The organism is Owariibacterium komagatae, assembly GCF_045865535.1.
Lineage (GTDB): Bacteria > Bacillota > Clostridia > Oscillospirales > Ruminococcaceae > Ruthenibacterium > Ruthenibacterium komagatae.
The window spans coordinates 152,990-169,564 of record NZ_AP031406.1 but is presented as its reverse complement, the minus strand read 5'-3'; the positions used below and the strand labels follow the sequence as shown (position 1 = coordinate 169,564).

The 16,575-nt window shown below is 51.0% G+C and carries 12 protein-coding genes; all 12 read right to left on the bottom strand.

Going from position 1 to position 16,575, the window contains the following annotated elements:
* Positions 1-275: 275 nt before the first annotated feature.
* Positions 276-1,409 carry a hypothetical protein gene (locus ACKTS9_RS00900; protein WP_407878378.1) on the bottom strand — a complete coding sequence of 378 codons (1,134 nt, stop codon included), beginning with the start codon at positions 1,407-1,409 and terminating at the stop codon, positions 276-278.
* 26 nt (positions 1,410-1,435) lie between these two features.
* Positions 1,436-2,140 carry a hypothetical protein gene (locus tag ACKTS9_RS00895; RefSeq protein ID WP_407878376.1) on the bottom strand — a complete coding sequence of 235 codons (705 nt, stop codon included), beginning with the start codon at positions 2,138-2,140 and terminating at the stop codon, positions 1,436-1,438.
* Positions 2,141-2,500: 360 nt separating this feature from the next.
* The gene (locus tag ACKTS9_RS00890; protein ID WP_407878373.1) at positions 2,501-3,814 is read right to left on the bottom strand and encodes a hypothetical protein; all 1,314 of its coding nucleotides are present in this window, start codon (positions 3,812-3,814) and stop codon (positions 2,501-2,503) included.
* 429 nt (positions 3,815-4,243) lie between these two features.
* Complete coding sequence (locus ACKTS9_RS00885; RefSeq protein ID WP_407878371.1) at positions 4,244-5,032, bottom strand: hypothetical protein; 789 nt, start codon at positions 5,030-5,032, stop codon at positions 4,244-4,246.
* Positions 5,013-5,576 (bottom strand): DUF5697 family protein, encoded by a 564-nt coding sequence (locus ACKTS9_RS00880; RefSeq protein ID WP_087290388.1) that lies wholly within the window; start codon positions 5,574-5,576, stop codon positions 5,013-5,015. The genes ACKTS9_RS00885 and ACKTS9_RS00880 overlap by 20 nt, the downstream gene beginning before the upstream one ends.
* Positions 5,577-5,826: 250 nt before the next feature.
* Positions 5,827-8,622, bottom strand: coding sequence for a PrgI family protein (locus ACKTS9_RS00875; RefSeq protein WP_407878369.1), 2,796 nt, complete (start codon positions 8,620-8,622; stop codon positions 5,827-5,829).
* Between the two features lie 15 nt (positions 8,623-8,637).
* The gene (locus tag ACKTS9_RS00870) at positions 8,638-9,303 is read right to left on the bottom strand and encodes a hypothetical protein (RefSeq protein WP_087290392.1); all 666 of its coding nucleotides are present in this window, start codon (positions 9,301-9,303) and stop codon (positions 8,638-8,640) included.
* A gap of 6 nt (positions 9,304-9,309) precedes the next feature.
* Complete coding sequence (locus tag ACKTS9_RS00865; RefSeq protein ID WP_407878366.1) at positions 9,310-9,801, bottom strand: hypothetical protein; 492 nt, start codon at positions 9,799-9,801, stop codon at positions 9,310-9,312.
* Between the two features lie 76 nt (positions 9,802-9,877).
* Positions 9,878-11,044, bottom strand: coding sequence for a hypothetical protein (locus ACKTS9_RS00860; protein ID WP_407878364.1), 1,167 nt, complete (start codon positions 11,042-11,044; stop codon positions 9,878-9,880).
* 169 nt (positions 11,045-11,213) lie between these two features.
* Positions 11,214-13,418 (bottom strand): VirD4-like conjugal transfer protein, CD1115 family, encoded by a 2,205-nt coding sequence (locus tag ACKTS9_RS00855; protein ID WP_407878361.1) that lies wholly within the window; start codon positions 13,416-13,418, stop codon positions 11,214-11,216.
* Positions 13,419-13,436: 18 nt separating this feature from the next.
* The gene (locus ACKTS9_RS00850) at positions 13,437-14,672 is read right to left on the bottom strand and encodes a hypothetical protein (RefSeq protein WP_407878359.1); all 1,236 of its coding nucleotides are present in this window, start codon (positions 14,670-14,672) and stop codon (positions 13,437-13,439) included.
* 128 nt (positions 14,673-14,800) lie between these two features.
* Positions 14,801-16,492: a M23 family metallopeptidase gene (locus tag ACKTS9_RS00845; RefSeq protein ID WP_407878354.1), complete on the bottom strand. Its 1,692-nt coding sequence runs from the start codon at positions 16,490-16,492 to the stop codon at positions 14,801-14,803.
* Positions 16,493-16,575: the final 83 nt, after the last annotated feature.

The following is a 16,575-nucleotide window of genomic DNA, read 5'->3' as shown; positions in this document are numbered from 1 at the left end:
TATGCGTTGTCGTATGGGCTAATTGGGTTAGAGCACATTATCAGGTTGACTCCTTTCTATTCTTTGCATTCTCTCTTTGCCTGGCCGGGTAAATGATAGCTTCTGGATATTGTGCTTGTACTGATTCGCCCGCGTTTTTGTACTGATTTTTTCAGTATTCTTGTACCGAAACATCAGCACAAAGACAGACTGTTAAAATCAAACTTTACGTTTTTAATTAAGTTGTTTCTGGTTTATAGGTAAATTTTCCATAATTAAAATCGGATTTGGTGGTTTTAATCAACTTCGTCTGTGTCGTATAAAGTTTCGTCTAAGAATTCGATGGTTTCGGAGTCGTTTGCGAAGACTTCATCGAATATCCTGTTAATTTCTTCTTGTGGAAGAAAAGGCCCGGGCCCGGGCTCACCTTTTTCGTCCGGGATAGGGATTGTGCTGGCAAAATCCAGAACGTCTGGGTCAATTTCATCCGGTGGCAGAATTCCTTTCCCGCCGGCGTAAATCATGCTTCCAGATTTCACCAGCGTTCCGCGTTGGTGGTCACGAAGCAAAGATAGTGTCTCTGACCCCCTTAGTGTGCTGAACGCCGCGTCGATGTCTGCTTGGCGCTTTTTTGCCCATGTTGGAGCCCTGGAATCCGTACTGGTACAAGATAGCTTTCGTGGTTTCTTCGAGCCGCGCCCAGATTCTGGCGATACGCCGCTCTGGCTATCTGAGGCCATCCCCCTTTCATCTGTCTGTTTCGTGTCACCCGTATTGCCGATAAGCTGCATCAGAACATCGTGTGACTCGTCGGGGCCGCTTTGGGATTTATTGGGCCTGTTGGGCCTGTTGGGCTTTCTGGCGCTTTCGCCAACCTTCGCGTGAATAAGCGCATGGACTACACTTTTGTCCACAGAGAGGAAGAAATCAGCCTCTTTATTACGGCCCTCCTTGTGAGCGTCTGCATAGGCGGCAGCATCTGTCTCCATGGAGATGCACGCAGCTCTATCGTCACCCCTGATAGCCGGCTTCGCAGCAGAACGCGCGGCTGCGCTCTCGCGGCGCTTATTTTCGGCAACCCTTCCGCTCCCCGAGGTCTTCCTTCCGGTCTCCTCATATGTACCGCCAAGACTTTCGAATGCCGCTCGCAGCATCTCCTCTCGTTGGCGGGGTGCCCAGCTATCATCGGAGGTCTTCTCTATCCGGTCTCCAAGGGTGGTAGGCTCGGCACTGTTTCCTATGCCATCGGGTTCCCTGCTTCGCCCCAAATCGAAATCACTCTCAAAGTCTCTGTATGCGGCAAGCTCACTCTCTACGGTGATTATGCCGGCTGCCAGGTCCCTGCATGTAGGGCACATAAAGGCCTTATCTTGGCCCACCACAGCATCAAATGGCTCACCGCACATTCGACACTTTCTGATTGCAAGCATACACGCTTTCCCCTTTCTCCAACAGGCTAATTCTCGGATTCGCTTTGCGAATTCTGCACTTCAAGTTTCCGTCCCGTCCATTTTTCATAAATTCGCCAGGCCGCTCGGGATACAACAGCTATGGATAGGCCGACTCCTGTTGCTGCAATGGCGAAGGAGCGCCAAGATGCCCGCATCAAGTCCGGTAGAATAGTGGCCGGATGTCCATACGCAAGAAATACCAGATTGAACACAAGGCTGTGAAGCAGAAATGTTACCGCAGCGCCCACAATAAAATTGCGAATGAACGGCAGCACATCTGTGACAAAGCGGATTCTGAGTGGCTCGTAGGTAGAAAGGGCGAATCGCTTCGCTTCATCCCAGGTGTTCCCTGTCCTCGGGTCGCCTTGAGGAAAACCGATGGAATCCCGGATTTTTTCTGCGCACTTCCATGCGGCGATTTCCTTGTGCCATACAGAACGCGGGATTCTCTTTTGCTCGGATACAATGTGTCCTATCTCATGGAGCACGGCCACATTGGCCGTAAACTCATCCAGTGGCGTTTCCAGTGGCATCTCGATTCCGCATACGCCATATTCCAACCGACTGCTGTCCACATAAGCGAAGGCGGCGTGAGGGTTTTCAGGACAAAACAGGGGTGCCAAGCTCGGATAACACTGAACACTCCGGCGCTTCAATTCGGCGGTTACTTCTGGCCGCAGATATTTGGGGTACTCGCTTTCATCAAACATGGGTAGTTCTCCTTTGCTACAACGATTTCATTTTTGCTTCGATTTTAAAAGTGTTTTTGCAAAAATGGGCAAACTTGCAAAAAATGGTGTAAATATTGAAAGTGTAGTTTCGATTTTTGATGGAAGATTTTGAAAGTGCAGGAGGTATTTTGAAAATCTCTTTAAGACATCTGGGTGCCCAAAATCTTCCAGAGGAATTCAAGGGCCTGTTTTCTCGGGTTCCCCAAAAAGAACCTTTGGGATTCTCTTGATGCCTCTTGGCCTTCCGCCGGGTGCCCAATTATCCTCAGAAGAAACTCCTGTTGTCTCCGCGAATCCCTGAATTTTCTCCGGTGCCCTTTTGTGATGCGCCAGCTGGGCTTATTCTCCATTAGCCTCCGGCTGCGCTTTTACCGGTGCTCCGTGTTTGTCATAGGGATTGTATTTTAACCGGTTCCCTTTCAGGCTTTGCGCCGAGAGCAACAGGGGACCCATTACGCGAGAGATTGCTTCCTGGGTGCCCATTGGGATGACAAAATGCATTGGCTCTCCCTGTTTCTTGTAATACTCCAGTTCAATTAGGTCGATGTTGGGCATGTACGTTACCCGCTCCCGCTTACTGGTCAATCCCAGATGATAGCCAAACGCTCGCACCCGGGTGACGCTGGGGACTTCACCGTACCACTTATCACAAAGTTCCTCTGAACGTTCTCTTGTCATCATGGCGGCAAGGCGAAAACTCTCGATTCCTCTTTTGTCATTCGAGACATAGTACGCTGCGCTGAACACCTTGGCGAAGTTGTGGGCGTTTGCATGGTTCACCGCAAGAACGGATTTCAGTTTTTCATGCACGTCTTGTTCCTGAGTTCTTCCCCAACGTCTACCGTACACAAGTTTCGGAATCATCGTCATTCCTTTCCCCACCACGATACATTCCGGCGTATCTTTTTCTTCGATGTTGAGAGAATCGCGAATGATAGGGGATGCGAACAGGAACCGCTGAATTGCCTTCACCGTTTTCTCTTCGCACGAGGAACGCCACTCGATGAGAACTTCGCCCACGCTGTACACATACTTGAGGCTTCCTCTGAACAGGAGGATGCCAACCAAGCGCGACAGATTCATCACTTCGTTTTTGGCGAAAATCGCGAGGTAGGCTTTTCTGAGTTCAGTAGAAGAATAAAAGATGCCGGTTTCGAGACAGGCATCAAAAAAATCCTTTTGGGCCTCTACTTGTCCCTCTTGAACCTCGGGGTGTCTCTCGTTTGGCCCTCTCAAACTTCCCCGTGTCTCCCCGGCGGCTCTTTGGGGCGGAAACAGCGATTCAAGTCTCGGCTTTTCATCAGGAGAAACGAGGAACCCGTTTGCCGCACACAACCCTGTAACAGGCACAACGAGCTGCTGCCTCCGGGGTCTTGTTTTGGAGTCCTTTTTCTTGTTCGGCGTGTCTCCTGCGGAGTCTCTCAAAAACTCTTGTCCCTTTTTTGTGAGGGATACACGGGTGGTCGTTACGCTGTTTAAACTCACTCTTTTTGTTTCAACGTATCCCTCGTCAATGAGCCGTCTCAGTGTGCGTGCATAATACTGATATGCGTATTCAGAAAATGGCACATACAGATTCTTTCGCACCACTTCGCCATTCTCGTTCAGATACGAGAGAATGTCGCTCGCCAGTGTTTTTGTTCGAATATTCATGTGGAGCTCTTCCCTTCCCCGGTTGATTCTTTATTTGGACGCGGATTTCTGGATTCGGACTAAGGGATGTTATTAGAGAACGCTTCTTTTGGCGCTTTCGCGCTTTTGCGGCAATATATATTGGCCGTTGTACGGAATCAATTTTTCTCTAATAATTCCCCTTGGCGGGCTGGTCCGCTCTACTATAAACCACTGCTTTTGGAAGAAGTTCCTGCGTCGTTTTTATGAACGGAGACCGGTCGGTAATTTGTTCTTTCCGAGTGTTATTGGACGTGCCGAGCGGCAAGTTCAAACCCTAATTCGGCAAAGCTGAGCATTTTTGCGCCCGAAAACTCGCATAAAATCTGGGTTTTTCTTTAAAAACAGGTATAATTTTTCCCGTTCTGAAATTTAACGTGAAAAAGTATACCTGTCGTTTATGCTGCGCAGCTATGAATCGAGACCAATTTGCAGGCCGGGCTCGGTCAGATAACCGGCAAAATCCATCAGGTTCGTCTCCCGAATTACGGTCGCCTCAGTGCCGGCAATAGGTCCTTCCACGGTCGTGTAAAAAAAAGAAAAATGCGCTGCGTTATCTGAGTAAAACAAGGTCTCCGTAATCGCATTTGTGACCCGTTTCATCTCCCAGTTGTCGTTATCGCAGACGGCGTTTGAACGGATATTTTTGACAACCCGCTTATAAATAAGGGTAAGTTTTTGTCCGGTCAAATCAGGTACATTCCGAGTTGAAAAATACTCCTCAAGAGCCAGTTTTGTGTTCTGGTAGATATCGTAACTTCCAGCAAATTTGGCGGATGCCAGTGGGGGCAAAGTCAGCCTTAGAATGCAATTTTTCGGCTGAGAAACATGGATATTCAGCCGCTCCACATAGCGTTTTCGCCGTTCTGGTCGCTTGGAATCCAGGGCGCCAAGGATGGCATTTCGGACGGCCATGTCGGCCTGTGTTATCTGTTCAAGCAGGGCATATAATTTCTTGTCCGGAATGTTTTCCAATGGCTGACTCTGCGGTAAATCTTCTGTGAGCTGGACCAGCCTACAAGCTCGTTTTTTCAGAAAATCAGTGCTGTCGAGGTACTGCCATCCGGGCAGGATATGGCTGTTTTTGCGATTTGGGGACGGCGGTTCGAGGGGAGGGGCTTCCACCCTTGCGGATGAAAGGCCCTCGAAAATCCCCTCATAGTCGCTGTTTTCCCACTCGTTACGCCTTCTCCGGGACATCGTTCCATGCCTCTTCAGGATTGGTTTTTTTGACGATTTGCAGCTTGAAATCCTCATCAACCGTACAAAAATGGGAGATTCCGGCCGCCTTGATTTGCTCCAGACGGCAGCCCGGCTCGACAATGGCAATACGCTTAATGGATGGACGGTCTTCCAGGGGCACAGGCTTTGCAGCAATCATCATGCTGGTAGACAGCTCCATCCCGTTCTCAATGCGGCAAACCTGAATATAAAGGTTCCCCTTCATAAAGCTGAGAATCCAGGGGCTGGGGGTACAAATAAACTCCTGGCTTTCCGGGAGAAATTCCAGCAGCACGCGGAAAGCGGTGCCCTTATGGCGCAGGGCACTGTTGATTTCCACATGAGGGTTGCGGACGGCGTACCCGCCTTTCTGGTATGCGACGCGGCTTTTGTATGCCGCATATACAGCTTGCAAAGCCATAGGCTGAGAGAGTTTATAGACCTTCATCAGGTACATGACCACCAGCTTTTCAGGCAGAGCTTCAATTTTCTGCAAGAGCTTTTTGATTACTTCGTTATACATCGTGAAACCTCCAATCGGTTCGTAAAAAGTTTTCGTACGGAAATCCCAGAGAATACGCGCTGGCCCGCCACATATCAGCGTTCGATGTGCAAAAAACTTCCACTTAAACGAACGAGATATTTTCTCGGAACTTTGTGTCCGATTTTAGAATTTTCTAATTCTTTTTTCACGTTCGTTCAGCGAAAGGAAAAGCCAATGTGTGGCGGGCGTTTCGCGTATTTGCGGCGTTCGTATCGTCAGGAATGCAGAATCAGGGACTGTTTTGGACGACGGGTTCGGGTTTGGGTTCGGTCTCCTGCTGGAAATCGAGAATGTCATCGGATGCCAGCGATATCTCGTCGGCGTCCTCGAAGTCGTCCAGGTCTACGACCTGCCGGTTCTCTTCAGGCTTTGCCGGGTCAGTCTCGGGTGCATCGGGGAGCAAACCGCTCGTCTGCATTTCGGCCTGCCGGATAGCGGCCTCGTCCCGCATCTTACGACGCAGGTATTCGGGGTCGGTCGTGATGACGTCCTTTTCAAACGGCGAGGCCTTGAAATCTACGAACAGCTTTGTGTTGCCGGTAGCCACCATGCCATTGCCGCGCTGGAGAGTGGTGATTTTCTTGTACTCATCATCACTCAGGTTCATAATCTCGGACATCATATCGGCCTCCACATTATCCAGATGCAGGCAGATTTTGGTGTCGGAGTTGCTGATGATGGCCTTGCCGTATTCACCATTTTTCAGGGCAAAGAAGTCGGTAATTTCCTGCGTCATTACAAAGGCGGAACCGCCAAACGCACGGATGGTCTTAAAAATCTCCTTGACGTATTCAGCTGCCATCTCGTTGCCCTGTGTGCCGATAAGCTGCCATGCCTCATCCACGAACACGGCCTTTTTCGCCAGTCGGTTCTCCTTGATTTTCGACCAAACGAAATCCAGCGTGACGAACATGGACAGGGCCAGGTTCTGTCCCTTGGTTCCGTTCATGTCGAAGACGATGTACTTGTTGTCCAGGTTCACATTGGTCTTACGGTTGTACACAGAAAGAGAGCCGTTGACAAGGGGTACGAGGATGTTGTAGACCTTGCGCAAGACCGGCTCATCTTTGATGGCGTCGAATAGGTCTCCCAGCAGGGGGAATTCCTTATACTTGCGCGTTCCGGGAACAAACACAGAATCATTGTCTTCGGTGATACCGAATTGTTCGTACACCTTGTAGATGTAGCCGTCCAGCATCTGTTCCTCTTCCTGCGTCAGGTCACGGACGACCAAATGGAAAAATGTATGCAGGTCTTGAACTTTTTTGGCAAGCAGAGACGTTTCCTCGCCGTACCCATCCAGGTCCACAAGCCCCTCGGTGTCAGGAACATGGATATCGAACACATTGATGGAGTACGGGGTGCCGGGGCCGAGGGCGATATACTGGCCGTCGATTTGGTCGCAGGCACGCTTATAGTCCTCTTTGCCTTTCATCGGGGTAATGATGAATGTCTGGATGTCCTGCAAACGCATACGGATGGCAAGCAGCTGTGCAGTAAAGGTCTTGCCGTACCCGGACTTGCCGACGATACAGCCGTTAGCATTGGAGTGTTTTTTGGTGTTGAATACATCCACAGCTACGATAGAGTTGTTCTCGTGGCTGACACCCAGAGCGATGCCGTTGGGGTCCTGCAATTCGCTGCTGATAAACGGGAAGAACGACGCAGCCCCACTGGACAACATATTCCGGCGGGCCTTGCCCCAGATGCTTCTGCTCATCTTGCACAAAGGCAGAGAGCTTTCAAAGGCTTCTTCCATCTGGAAGGTTGTACGGCGCAGCTTGATGCCAACCGATTGAGCCATCTGTTCCAGCATATCGTAGCGACGCTCCAGCTCTGTAAGAGTGTCGGCCGTAACAGTAATGAGGACACCCGTGTAGAAGAAATCCTCGCCGGATGCCAGACCGTTCAGCAGATAGAAGCCAGACTGGATAAGACTTGCCACACTTGCCGCCTCGGTGGTGGTATCGCTGGTCTCTTTCAGCTTTGCACGGTTATTGCGGATGCGCCGACCGATGGAATTTTCAACTTTGTGTTTGGGCACGCGCTCCATGAAGATATCCAGGTCGATGCCCTCGGAGGCGTTGATAAACCCGGCCAGCCAGCCGGCAACGACGTAGTTCGGAAATCGCTCGCTGGAAAAATACCCAAAGGTGTAGAATTTGTTGTCCACAACAAGGTGTTGGGGATGGGTGTAGTCAATCCACGCTGGAGCGATAAACTCAGTCGCAGGAATGGGCGGAATAGCCTCTTCCCCGCTCCGTACGCTATCGGTGATATAGTGGGTATAGACCCGCTCGGCGCGTTTTGCGAAGACCTCTGTTTCGGACGCCCGGCGGTTCAGAACTTCATAGAGCAGCTCGTTTACGCCGTGGTCATTTTCGCAGGTGTTCAAGAATACGACACCAGCCTGGTCAAGGAACATGCGGATACGGGCGGCGGATTGGTTCAGGGATGCAACGATTGCGCGGAAGTTCGAGCCGTCCGAAGCGATTTCATCGGCGTACTCGATGATAACGAAAAAACGCCGAGTCACGCCCTCGCGGAGAGCGGTGTCCTCTACCTGCTGAATATATTCTTCCTGCATACGGCGGCAAAGCGCATTTTTCTCGCTCTCATGGCTCTTACGCATAACTTCGAGCAAAGACTCAGTTTTTGCTTTGCGGGAGAATACCTTGAATTGAACCTTAGCGGGAATAGTATGCAGCATTCCTTCAAATGCCTGACCGATGCGGTTTTGTTCCGCATGCGACAGCATCAGGAAATTCTGTGGGGCGAACTCCATGATTTTGAGATACCGGCCATCCTTGGTGACGATAACGCTATGGAGCACGTCCCGGATGGGAACCGACATCTGAGTGGATTGAATCAGCTTGTATTCCTGTCTCTTGCGAGCCTCTTCCTCGGCCTTCCGACGAGCTCGCTCAGCCTTTTTGGACCGCTGCTTTTTTACGCGCTTGAGTTCTCGCTGTTTTTCCTCAAGCTCGTTCAAAAGTTGCTTATCAATATTCTTTTTCTTAGCCATAATTATGTGTGCTCCTTATCGCCGATTGGCCTGGCGCTCTTTTTTCGCCTCAGCCTTTGCGCGTTTCCGTTCTTCCTTGGCCGCCAGAGCAGCCTCTTTTTTTGCCTGCTTTTCCTTGCGTTTACGCTCCTTGGCCTCGCGTTTAAGCTCCTTTTTGGATTTGAGAGCGTCAGGCGTTTCGACATAGCCGAGGTCGTCCGCAAAGAACTCTTGGTACTTGGGGTCGTAGATGTCGGAAGATACGTCCTCGCGGTTCTTCTGAGCGTTGCTGTTGATGACTCCAATTAGGCGGAGGATTTTGTCGCGGGGCAGCTCGCCGTTTTCGCGGGTCAAATATCCGGGCGTGGCTTCCATCTTCACACGGGGGTTATATTTTGCCGTTCGCTTTTTCTTGCGGTAGGAAAACAGGTGGCAAAAAAACTCGACCACACTATCTCCGTTGATACCTGTTGCGCCGAACAAGAGCAGGCCGCCGGCCACAACTGCCGTGACAACGATTTTTTGATTCATGGGGAGTTCCAGGTGTGTGGTGACATATGCAACGGGGGAAGCCATCACCGCGCCCTCAATCAGGTTTCGGGTACGGAACAAGCCATTGAAGCATCGGCCAGTATCCACAAAGTTCTCCGGGATAATCCGTGTCTGCTGAGGCACATCGCCGGACGATTTTTGAGTTGCCATCGTATTTTAGTCCTCCTTTTCCACGCCTGCGTAACTGTGAACGGCCCGAATGCCATCTCGCAGGAGTTTTTCGAGATTTTCTTTTCTGTGCCGGTAGCCATAGATAGGGCTGATGTTTTGCACATACATGCACACAACCTCATCGCCGGTGTCCCAAGACTCGAATACGCCAGAATAAGAAGAAATCGTCTTTCCAGCGCGAGCCCGTGCGGCTTTGTCGCTTACCACCACGGCAAATGCGACCTGGTTCTGTTCCTCGTTGTGGATGTAGGAGATGCCGGTGAGCATTTCATCATTAAGGATGAACAGACGGGGTTCTGCCCCATTTCTGGCCGGGGACAGGAATTTTTCCAGTAGAGATTTCTTTTGCATTTCCATAAAAACTGAGGGGCAAGAATCCGTCTGGTTGCGCTGAACCAGATAAGCGAAATTCTGCCCACCCGCCTCCTTTTTTCTGATATTTGTATCTCCGTAGCAAGAGGCTACGGTTTCCGCCATGATTCGCGCTCCCACAAAGTGAGCGAAAAAATATGCCGGCGGGTTGTCCCGCCGGCATAAAAAGATTCGATTCCGCTCAGGCTTTGATGCAGCGGCCAATCGCCATGTTGCGCTCTTTGTTGATGCCCGTAACGAGCATCACAACGTCATCGCCCACCAGCAGCGGGTCCACGCCGTTGTAGTTTTCCAGCGGAATGAGCCCGCGCACCTTCAGGCCCTTGATGATGACGACGTAGTATTTCGGCAGAACGGCTACCACAGAAGCGATGTAACGACCGTTCATCATCTTTTCGTTTGCCATTTCCACCTTGGCCTCGCTGCGTTCGATGAGAGCGTGAGAGAGAGAGATGTCGATGGTGCGGTTCTCTTTGTCAACATCCAGCTTCTCCACAGCGACCATCAGGCCTTCGCCTACACGGAACTCCTGCGAGGCGTCCTCAATGTAAGCGAAAGCGGACAGACCGCCGGTGCCGATGACGGATTCGATGCCCAGGCACTCAACAGTGACGTAACGGGGGCCAGTGGATACGATGCTGGCTTTTGCCACGCTGCCAACATGCACATCCGCACGAGGGCCGAAGAAGTGCAGTTCCTGCAATTTGTCCATCGCCTGCTTGCGGGAGGCAATGACGAACGGGATACCGTCCTCATCATAGCCGATACCCTTGGGCAGGAAGGATACGGCCGCCTCAAGCATGTGGGACGCTTTCCGGCGATATCGGATGAAGCGTTCATCATCGGTGGCCTTCTCGATATCCTTCATGTCGGAGTGATAGAAGAAGTCCTCAGCGGGGATGACAATGCGAAGGGTGTCGCGCTTCACGATAATGCGGACATACTTGTGGTCCACTTCCTCGACAGCGATGATACGGCCATAGCATACAGTGCCAGCGGCGATAGCCATTTCCATCTGGCGGATTTCCCGGCGCTGGGTATCAACGGGCATGTTCGCCATAACGAGGTCGTTGCCATCGTCCAGGATATGGCGGCGGTCCAAGCGAATCTGCGGGGGCACGGTCCGAGTGCGCTGGGGAGTCTGAGTCGATTTCCCCTCTGCGCCGTCCGCATCACCGACAGCTTCCTCGGCCGGCTCTTCCGCCTGTTCGGCAGCCACAGGCTCAACTTCGGGGACCTCCACAGCCACGTCAGTCTCCTGAGCGACGGCCTCGATAGGTTCCTCATTGGCGGTAATCGCACCATTGCCAGCGACTACCTCTTCGGGGATTCTGTTCATTTCTTCCATTTTGATTGTCTCCTTAATTGTTATTCACAGCGCTCAAATATGCGCTATGTACGGTGCATTGTTGCACCGGTCTGTGCCATCATGACACCATGCCACAAAGGGCTAACTCTCACCGTCACACGTGGAAACGGCAAGAAAAAAGCCGTGCGAAAAACGCACGGCTTTGTGGTTAGAAACTGAATGCACCGGAGTCACTTGAGACAGTCTCCAGCTCGATTTTTTGCGACATCGCTGCGGAAATGTCCCGGTTGCGTTCTGTCATACTGGATACATCTCCATGCCGGATATCACGGAAATCCTTCGGGAGTTTGTATCGTTTGCTTGCCAGCGGGTAATCCCGCAGATGTACGTCAGGCGGTAGCCCTTCCCGATAAAAGCGGTGCTCGATGTAGCCACACCGATGGACTTCCAGAAGGTTCCGTCCATTGTGGTAAATCAGAACATCATCACGGCTGAGACGACGGATTTCATCGGGGTTCATAAGGTTTCGCTTACCGTCGCCTTCACCAATCTGATAGCCCTGCATCATAGTGCGGTTGCCCAGGGAAGTGCTTCGGGAATCCTTGGTAGAGAATACGCGGATAGAAGCAACGCCCGACAAGTCAGACATGAAGTTTGCCGTCTCGATATCGTTGCAGCCCAGGAACAAAATTGTGTCACAACAACTGATGATGGTTTCGCGGGCCTCCATGTAGTTCTTTTCAAGCTGCATAACCGATTGCAGGATGATGGAGATGTTGATTTTTCGAGACCGAACAGTAGAAATCGTGACATCAAACGATGGGATGGTGCCAAGGTTGGCGAACTCATCACAAATCACGTTCACCGGTAGACGGTTTTGCGGACCGAATCGGTCTGCCGCATCCGAAACGTCCTTGAAAAGGAATGTGAAGAACAAAGAGGTCAGGACTCGCATGGCCGTGCTCTTGTCGCTGATAATACAAAAAAGAGCCGTTTTAGTGGAACCGAGCTCTTCCAGAACGATTTCGTCGTTCGCTGTAATGCGCTGGATGTCCGGCATCTGGAACAGCTGGAGGCGCTGGGCAAGGCCCTGGATGATGTTGGGGCGGACGTTATCACCACCGTTTTTGAAAATGCTCCACGCGAGTCCGGCGGGATGTGTCAGGGGGACGGCTTTAAATTTTTCTTCCATAGCCGCCAAATCGTTGGTGATGAGCATAAAGCAAATCGTAGCAATATCGCAATCCGGGGCCTCATCTTTCAGCCCCTTCATGGTTTCTGTCACAGTCTCAATTCCGGTATCCAGCTGAATCAAAATTCGCATGGCGCGTTCTCTCTCACGCATTGTGGAATCGGGATTGTCAGATTCAAGTACCTGGAGGACTTGAGCCATATCTTCATCCGAGAGCTTTCCAGTAACCCTGCCTGCGATTTCCTTTCCGGCAGCTTCATAGATACCCTTCAGAGCCATTTCCCGGCGCCACGCACAGAACATGACAACCGCTTTCAGCAGGTTGGATTCCGCTGTGCCCCAGAAATGGTCATCCTTGCCGCCTTCAGCAGTATTCTTCATCAAAGCGTCCACGAATTCCATCGTGCGGACCTCGCTAATGTCTCCAGTCTCGGGGTCGTAAATCTCGGAAATGCAGTTCCATGCGTCGCTCCGTTGCGGAGACACCAGGTTGAACACCTGCACTTTGTAGCCTTCCAGCCGGAGTTTTTCAGATGTGCTTTCGTACAGCTCTCCTTTTGGGTCGGTAATTACTACGCTTTCCCCACGCACAATCGCTTGAAAGATGGCGTTACGAACATAGCAGAAAGATTTGCCTGTACCGGGAGAACCGAGAACGAGGATGTTTCGGTTTCCTTTGGTGTTCTCAGGCAAACAAACAACCTCTTTGCCTCCTTCGGTATACTGACCGAGGATAACGCCACGAGCGTCGTCGATGTGGCAGATTTCGTACTCCTCTTTCGCTTCTTTGCGGGACATCCATTCGGCTGTGCCATATGTGCCTTTGCTGGAATAGTCAACACCACGGGAGTCGCTGCCCTTGATAACGTCCAGTTCTCCGTTTTTTCGAAGCACGATGAAAGCAATCCCAGACACCACCCCGCCGAATACCAAAGCATACAGCCAGCCTCGGATGGAGGTAATGCCGGCCACAAAATGCATCAGAGGCGATTGCATCATGGTGTAGGGTAACGATTCCTTCTGAATCATCACAATGAACCCGGCAAGATATAGAGAGAACAGCGCCAGAGCAATTCCGCCGACAATGAACGCAATCTTTTTCCGTCCAGGAGATTCATCGTCATCGTTCCAGTCGCTCTTCCGCGCAAGAAATTTCGACAGCATACTCTGGCGCATATCGTCCATTGCTGCGTCGGAATCAAAATTTTTTCCAAATCGCATATTTAAAACGCTCCTTTCTTATTCAGTGGCGGCCTCGCTCGGGATTTCGGCGGGGGGCTCGCCCGGGGTTTCGGTGGGAGCCTCACTTTGCTCGGTGTCCGTGATAGCGGCGTCTACCATTTCCTGAGTCAGTTCCATCTCGTCAACCAGCACACCGTCCGCATAGGTTCGCATCCACATCCGGCCATCGGCGTCCTGTTCCAGCACAGTCTGATATCCCATCGAACCACCGTTTGCGTAAATCACCACATTGTCGTTTACATTCAATGGGTCGGAAACGATGCTGAGCACCTCGCCATCTGTGTAGAATCGCCAGCCAAACATCCGGCTTGCGTTATGGGCACTGATTTCAGGATGCAGATAGTCAAGAACCGGGGCCCGGTATTCAAAATTGTTACCGTTCCAGCCTCGGAACAGGAAAGTGTCACCTACAATGTTAAAGGCTTCCGGATTGATGCCCGCAGCAGCGGTAGTGGGAATCTGAATGGAGAAGAATTCGTTGGGATACACAGTGACATATCCGGATTCTTCATTGTACGGAGCAATCGAACAGATTTCATTTGCGACTTCCGCGAGGTTAAAGTAGATTTCTCCGTTTTTCTCAGTGTACTGATATGATGTTAGGCATCCGTCGATGATGATGCTTCCCTTTTCGCCCTGAGTGTCTCCATTCAGAATGGCCTGCCCGTCGTTCCAAGCCTTGAGAAAGTTATCCTTCGCGGTACTATTCTGCACAACATGAATGCGCTCACCGGTCCCCTCTTCCCGCAGAAATCCACGGTCCTCGATGACGCCGTTTTGGACCAGCATAAGTGAATAGCCGGAAATGATGTAGTTTGCCGGTTCATCAGTTCCTTCCTCAGCACCCGCATAGAACTCCTCTTCGACCGGGCTGCGATACAGCTGGTGGCCGGTTTCTGTTTTTATGGGCCCGCTATCACCTTGCACAGGAACGAGCTGCTTACTGTCAACGACACTCAGCTGGTCTTCCTTGATGTTGAGGCTCGCATATTCGGAATGCCCTAACATGGTTTCAGCGTCGCCAAATTCGATTTCATGGAATGTGCCGTTCTCATCGGATGGCCCCGTATCCATAGAACCAGATGTAGGTTCTGATTGCGAACTGGATGAAGTGCTTGGTGCAGGAACATCCTTGGCCCCTCTGCCCCCGACAACCAGCATGGCAATAACGCCGATGATGATGATGACAGCCGTCAGCCCGTACAAAATCAATCGTTTATTGGAATTTGTCACAGAATCATCTCCTTGAAAAGACTTGCGTTTTTTATGGACCCATAAGAGGAAAGCAAAAATTCGTCTTACGAACCTTCTTTTGGGCACAAAAAAGGACGTCCCCCAGAAAGAGGACGTCCTCAAAAGGCTTACCCACGGGCACCTTCACGGATTTTGGGACCAAGTTCTGTCAAAAGTGGGTCCACTCGAGTGCCATTCTGGATTACTTCCAGATGCAGATGGTTGCCGGTAGAGTTACCCGTTGTGCCGACAAGGCCGATGCAGTCTCCAGCTTTTACTTCTTGTCCATCCGCGACTAAAATTGCACTCATGTGCGCGTATCGGGTTTGCAAGCCGTTCCCATGGTCGATGGTAACGTAATTGCCGTAACTTGAGCTATATGGTTTTACGCTACACACACCATCTTTAACGGCATAGATGCTTGTCCCTGCGGCCGCAGGTAGGTCGAGTCCCTGATGGAAGTCTGGTCTTCCATACAGAGTGCGCCAGCCGAACAGGCTGCCAATCGTGTAGGACCCGGACGGCAAAGGCAACCCGACATCGCCAATGGAAGCGCTGCCGCCGCCACCGCCGGCAAAAGAGTAAAACTTGGTGAGCTGGATTGCGTTTTCCTGTACCAAATCCTTATCAGAAATCTCATACGAAGGGGCGTCAGCCGGTTTGTCCTCAATTCCGCAATTCTCAAAGATGATGTCCTTATAATCACTTTTGAGTGCGACAGAATAATTGATTTCAATAGAAACCGTGCGGACCCTCTTTTCAATCGGCTCAATGCGGGCGACGTTTTCAGGATGCTCTTCGACTTCGGCTTCTGTCATTTCGTAGCCATCGCCATCGTAATACCGGTATCCAATGGTTTCGTACTCATCTTCAACCGAATAAGACGGTGTTACCGATGGCTGCCAGACAATTTTCTGTCCGAGTCCGAACCAATCAAGGCCCGTAATGAGAAATGCAGTATCCAGAGCATCCTTGACGCTGGTCGCATATCCAACAGTATTGTCTTCGCCTCCAGTATAGCCCTTATCCACTGCCGCATCGTCGAACGATGTTTGTGCAGACGATGCAGCAATCAGTAAGCAGCTCTCATAAATAAACTGCTGGTCCTCGATGTTGGGGTCTTTCTGAACCGTGAATTCGATATGATAATCTCCTTCGGCAACATCGGATGGCCGGGAATATTCTGGAGAATTGCGAACATAGTCTTCATATGTCGGTTTGCTCGCCTCAGCCATCGCCTTGGCCTGCTTCATGGCTTGTTTATCGTCTCTCAACGATGCCCGAAAGGCCTCATTGATTACTGCCACGAGCCGATTCGAGGAACTGAAATAGATTTCAGAAATGCTGTTGCCATTTTCGTCGAGCTCATCCGCATTGGCGTATTCGGTTTTAAAGGTCTCCCCTGCGGTTCCCCACTTACCAGTAGTGAAAAACGTCGCGAGGTCCTGCCAAAAAAGCCCGGAAGACAAATCATTGTATCTTGCTGTCAATGCCGCTTCAGCGTTTGTTTCCCATTCGGCCGCATCCTGTTGAACAATAACACTTTCATTATCCGGGTGCTGGCTGTCCATGCCAACAGCGGAACTGAATATCATTGAGGGGAGGCAGAACAGAAGCGCAACGACGACGATGACGATAATGGCAACGGGGCCACCCAAGGCGCTTGCAAGAGCAAACCAGATTTTTGACGCGGCCATTTTTGCCGCTTTACCAGCAGCTTTTCCTGCGGCCTTCCCAGCTTTTGCTCCGATTTTCTTTGCCTTTTTTTTAGCGGCTGACTCAAGCATCTGGTCTGCCTGAGTCTTTTTATTGAATTGCAAAGCACATTTCCCCTCTCGTTGGATTCTTGCCTGACATTGCTGGATAGGAGTGCTGTCCAGTGCCCGCCGCACACTACGCGGAA

Excerpts from the sequence above, each read along its gene's own strand:
- ACKTS9_RS00875 (WP_407878369.1), bottom strand. The coding sequence starts at position 8,622 with ATGGCTAAGAAAAAGAATATTGATAAGCAACTTTTGAACGAGCTTGAG.
- ACKTS9_RS00895 (WP_407878376.1), bottom strand. The coding sequence starts at position 2,140 with ATGTTTGATGAAAGCGAGTACCCCAAATATCTGCGGCCAGAAGTAACC.
- ACKTS9_RS00860 (WP_407878364.1), bottom strand. The coding sequence starts at position 11,044 with ATGGAAGAAATGAACAGAATCCCCGAAGAGGTAGTCGCTGGCAATGGT.
- ACKTS9_RS00870 (WP_087290392.1), bottom strand. The coding sequence starts at position 9,303 with ATGGCAACTCAAAAATCGTCCGGCGATGTGCCTCAGCAGACACGGATT.
- ACKTS9_RS00890 (WP_407878373.1), bottom strand. The coding sequence starts at position 3,814 with ATGAATATTCGAACAAAAACACTGGCGAGCGACATTCTCTCGTATCTG.
- ACKTS9_RS00880 (WP_087290388.1), bottom strand. The coding sequence starts at position 5,576 with ATGTATAACGAAGTAATCAAAAAGCTCTTGCAGAAAATTGAAGCTCTG.
- ACKTS9_RS00885 (WP_407878371.1), bottom strand. The coding sequence starts at position 5,032 with ATGTCCCGGAGAAGGCGTAACGAGTGGGAAAACAGCGACTATGAGGGG.
- ACKTS9_RS00900 (WP_407878378.1), bottom strand. The coding sequence starts at position 1,409 with ATGCTTGCAATCAGAAAGTGTCGAATGTGCGGTGAGCCATTTGATGCT.
- ACKTS9_RS00865 (WP_407878366.1), bottom strand. The coding sequence starts at position 9,801 with ATGGCGGAAACCGTAGCCTCTTGCTACGGAGATACAAATATCAGAAAA.
- ACKTS9_RS00855 (WP_407878361.1), bottom strand. The coding sequence starts at position 13,418 with ATGCGATTTGGAAAAAATTTTGATTCCGACGCAGCAATGGACGATATG.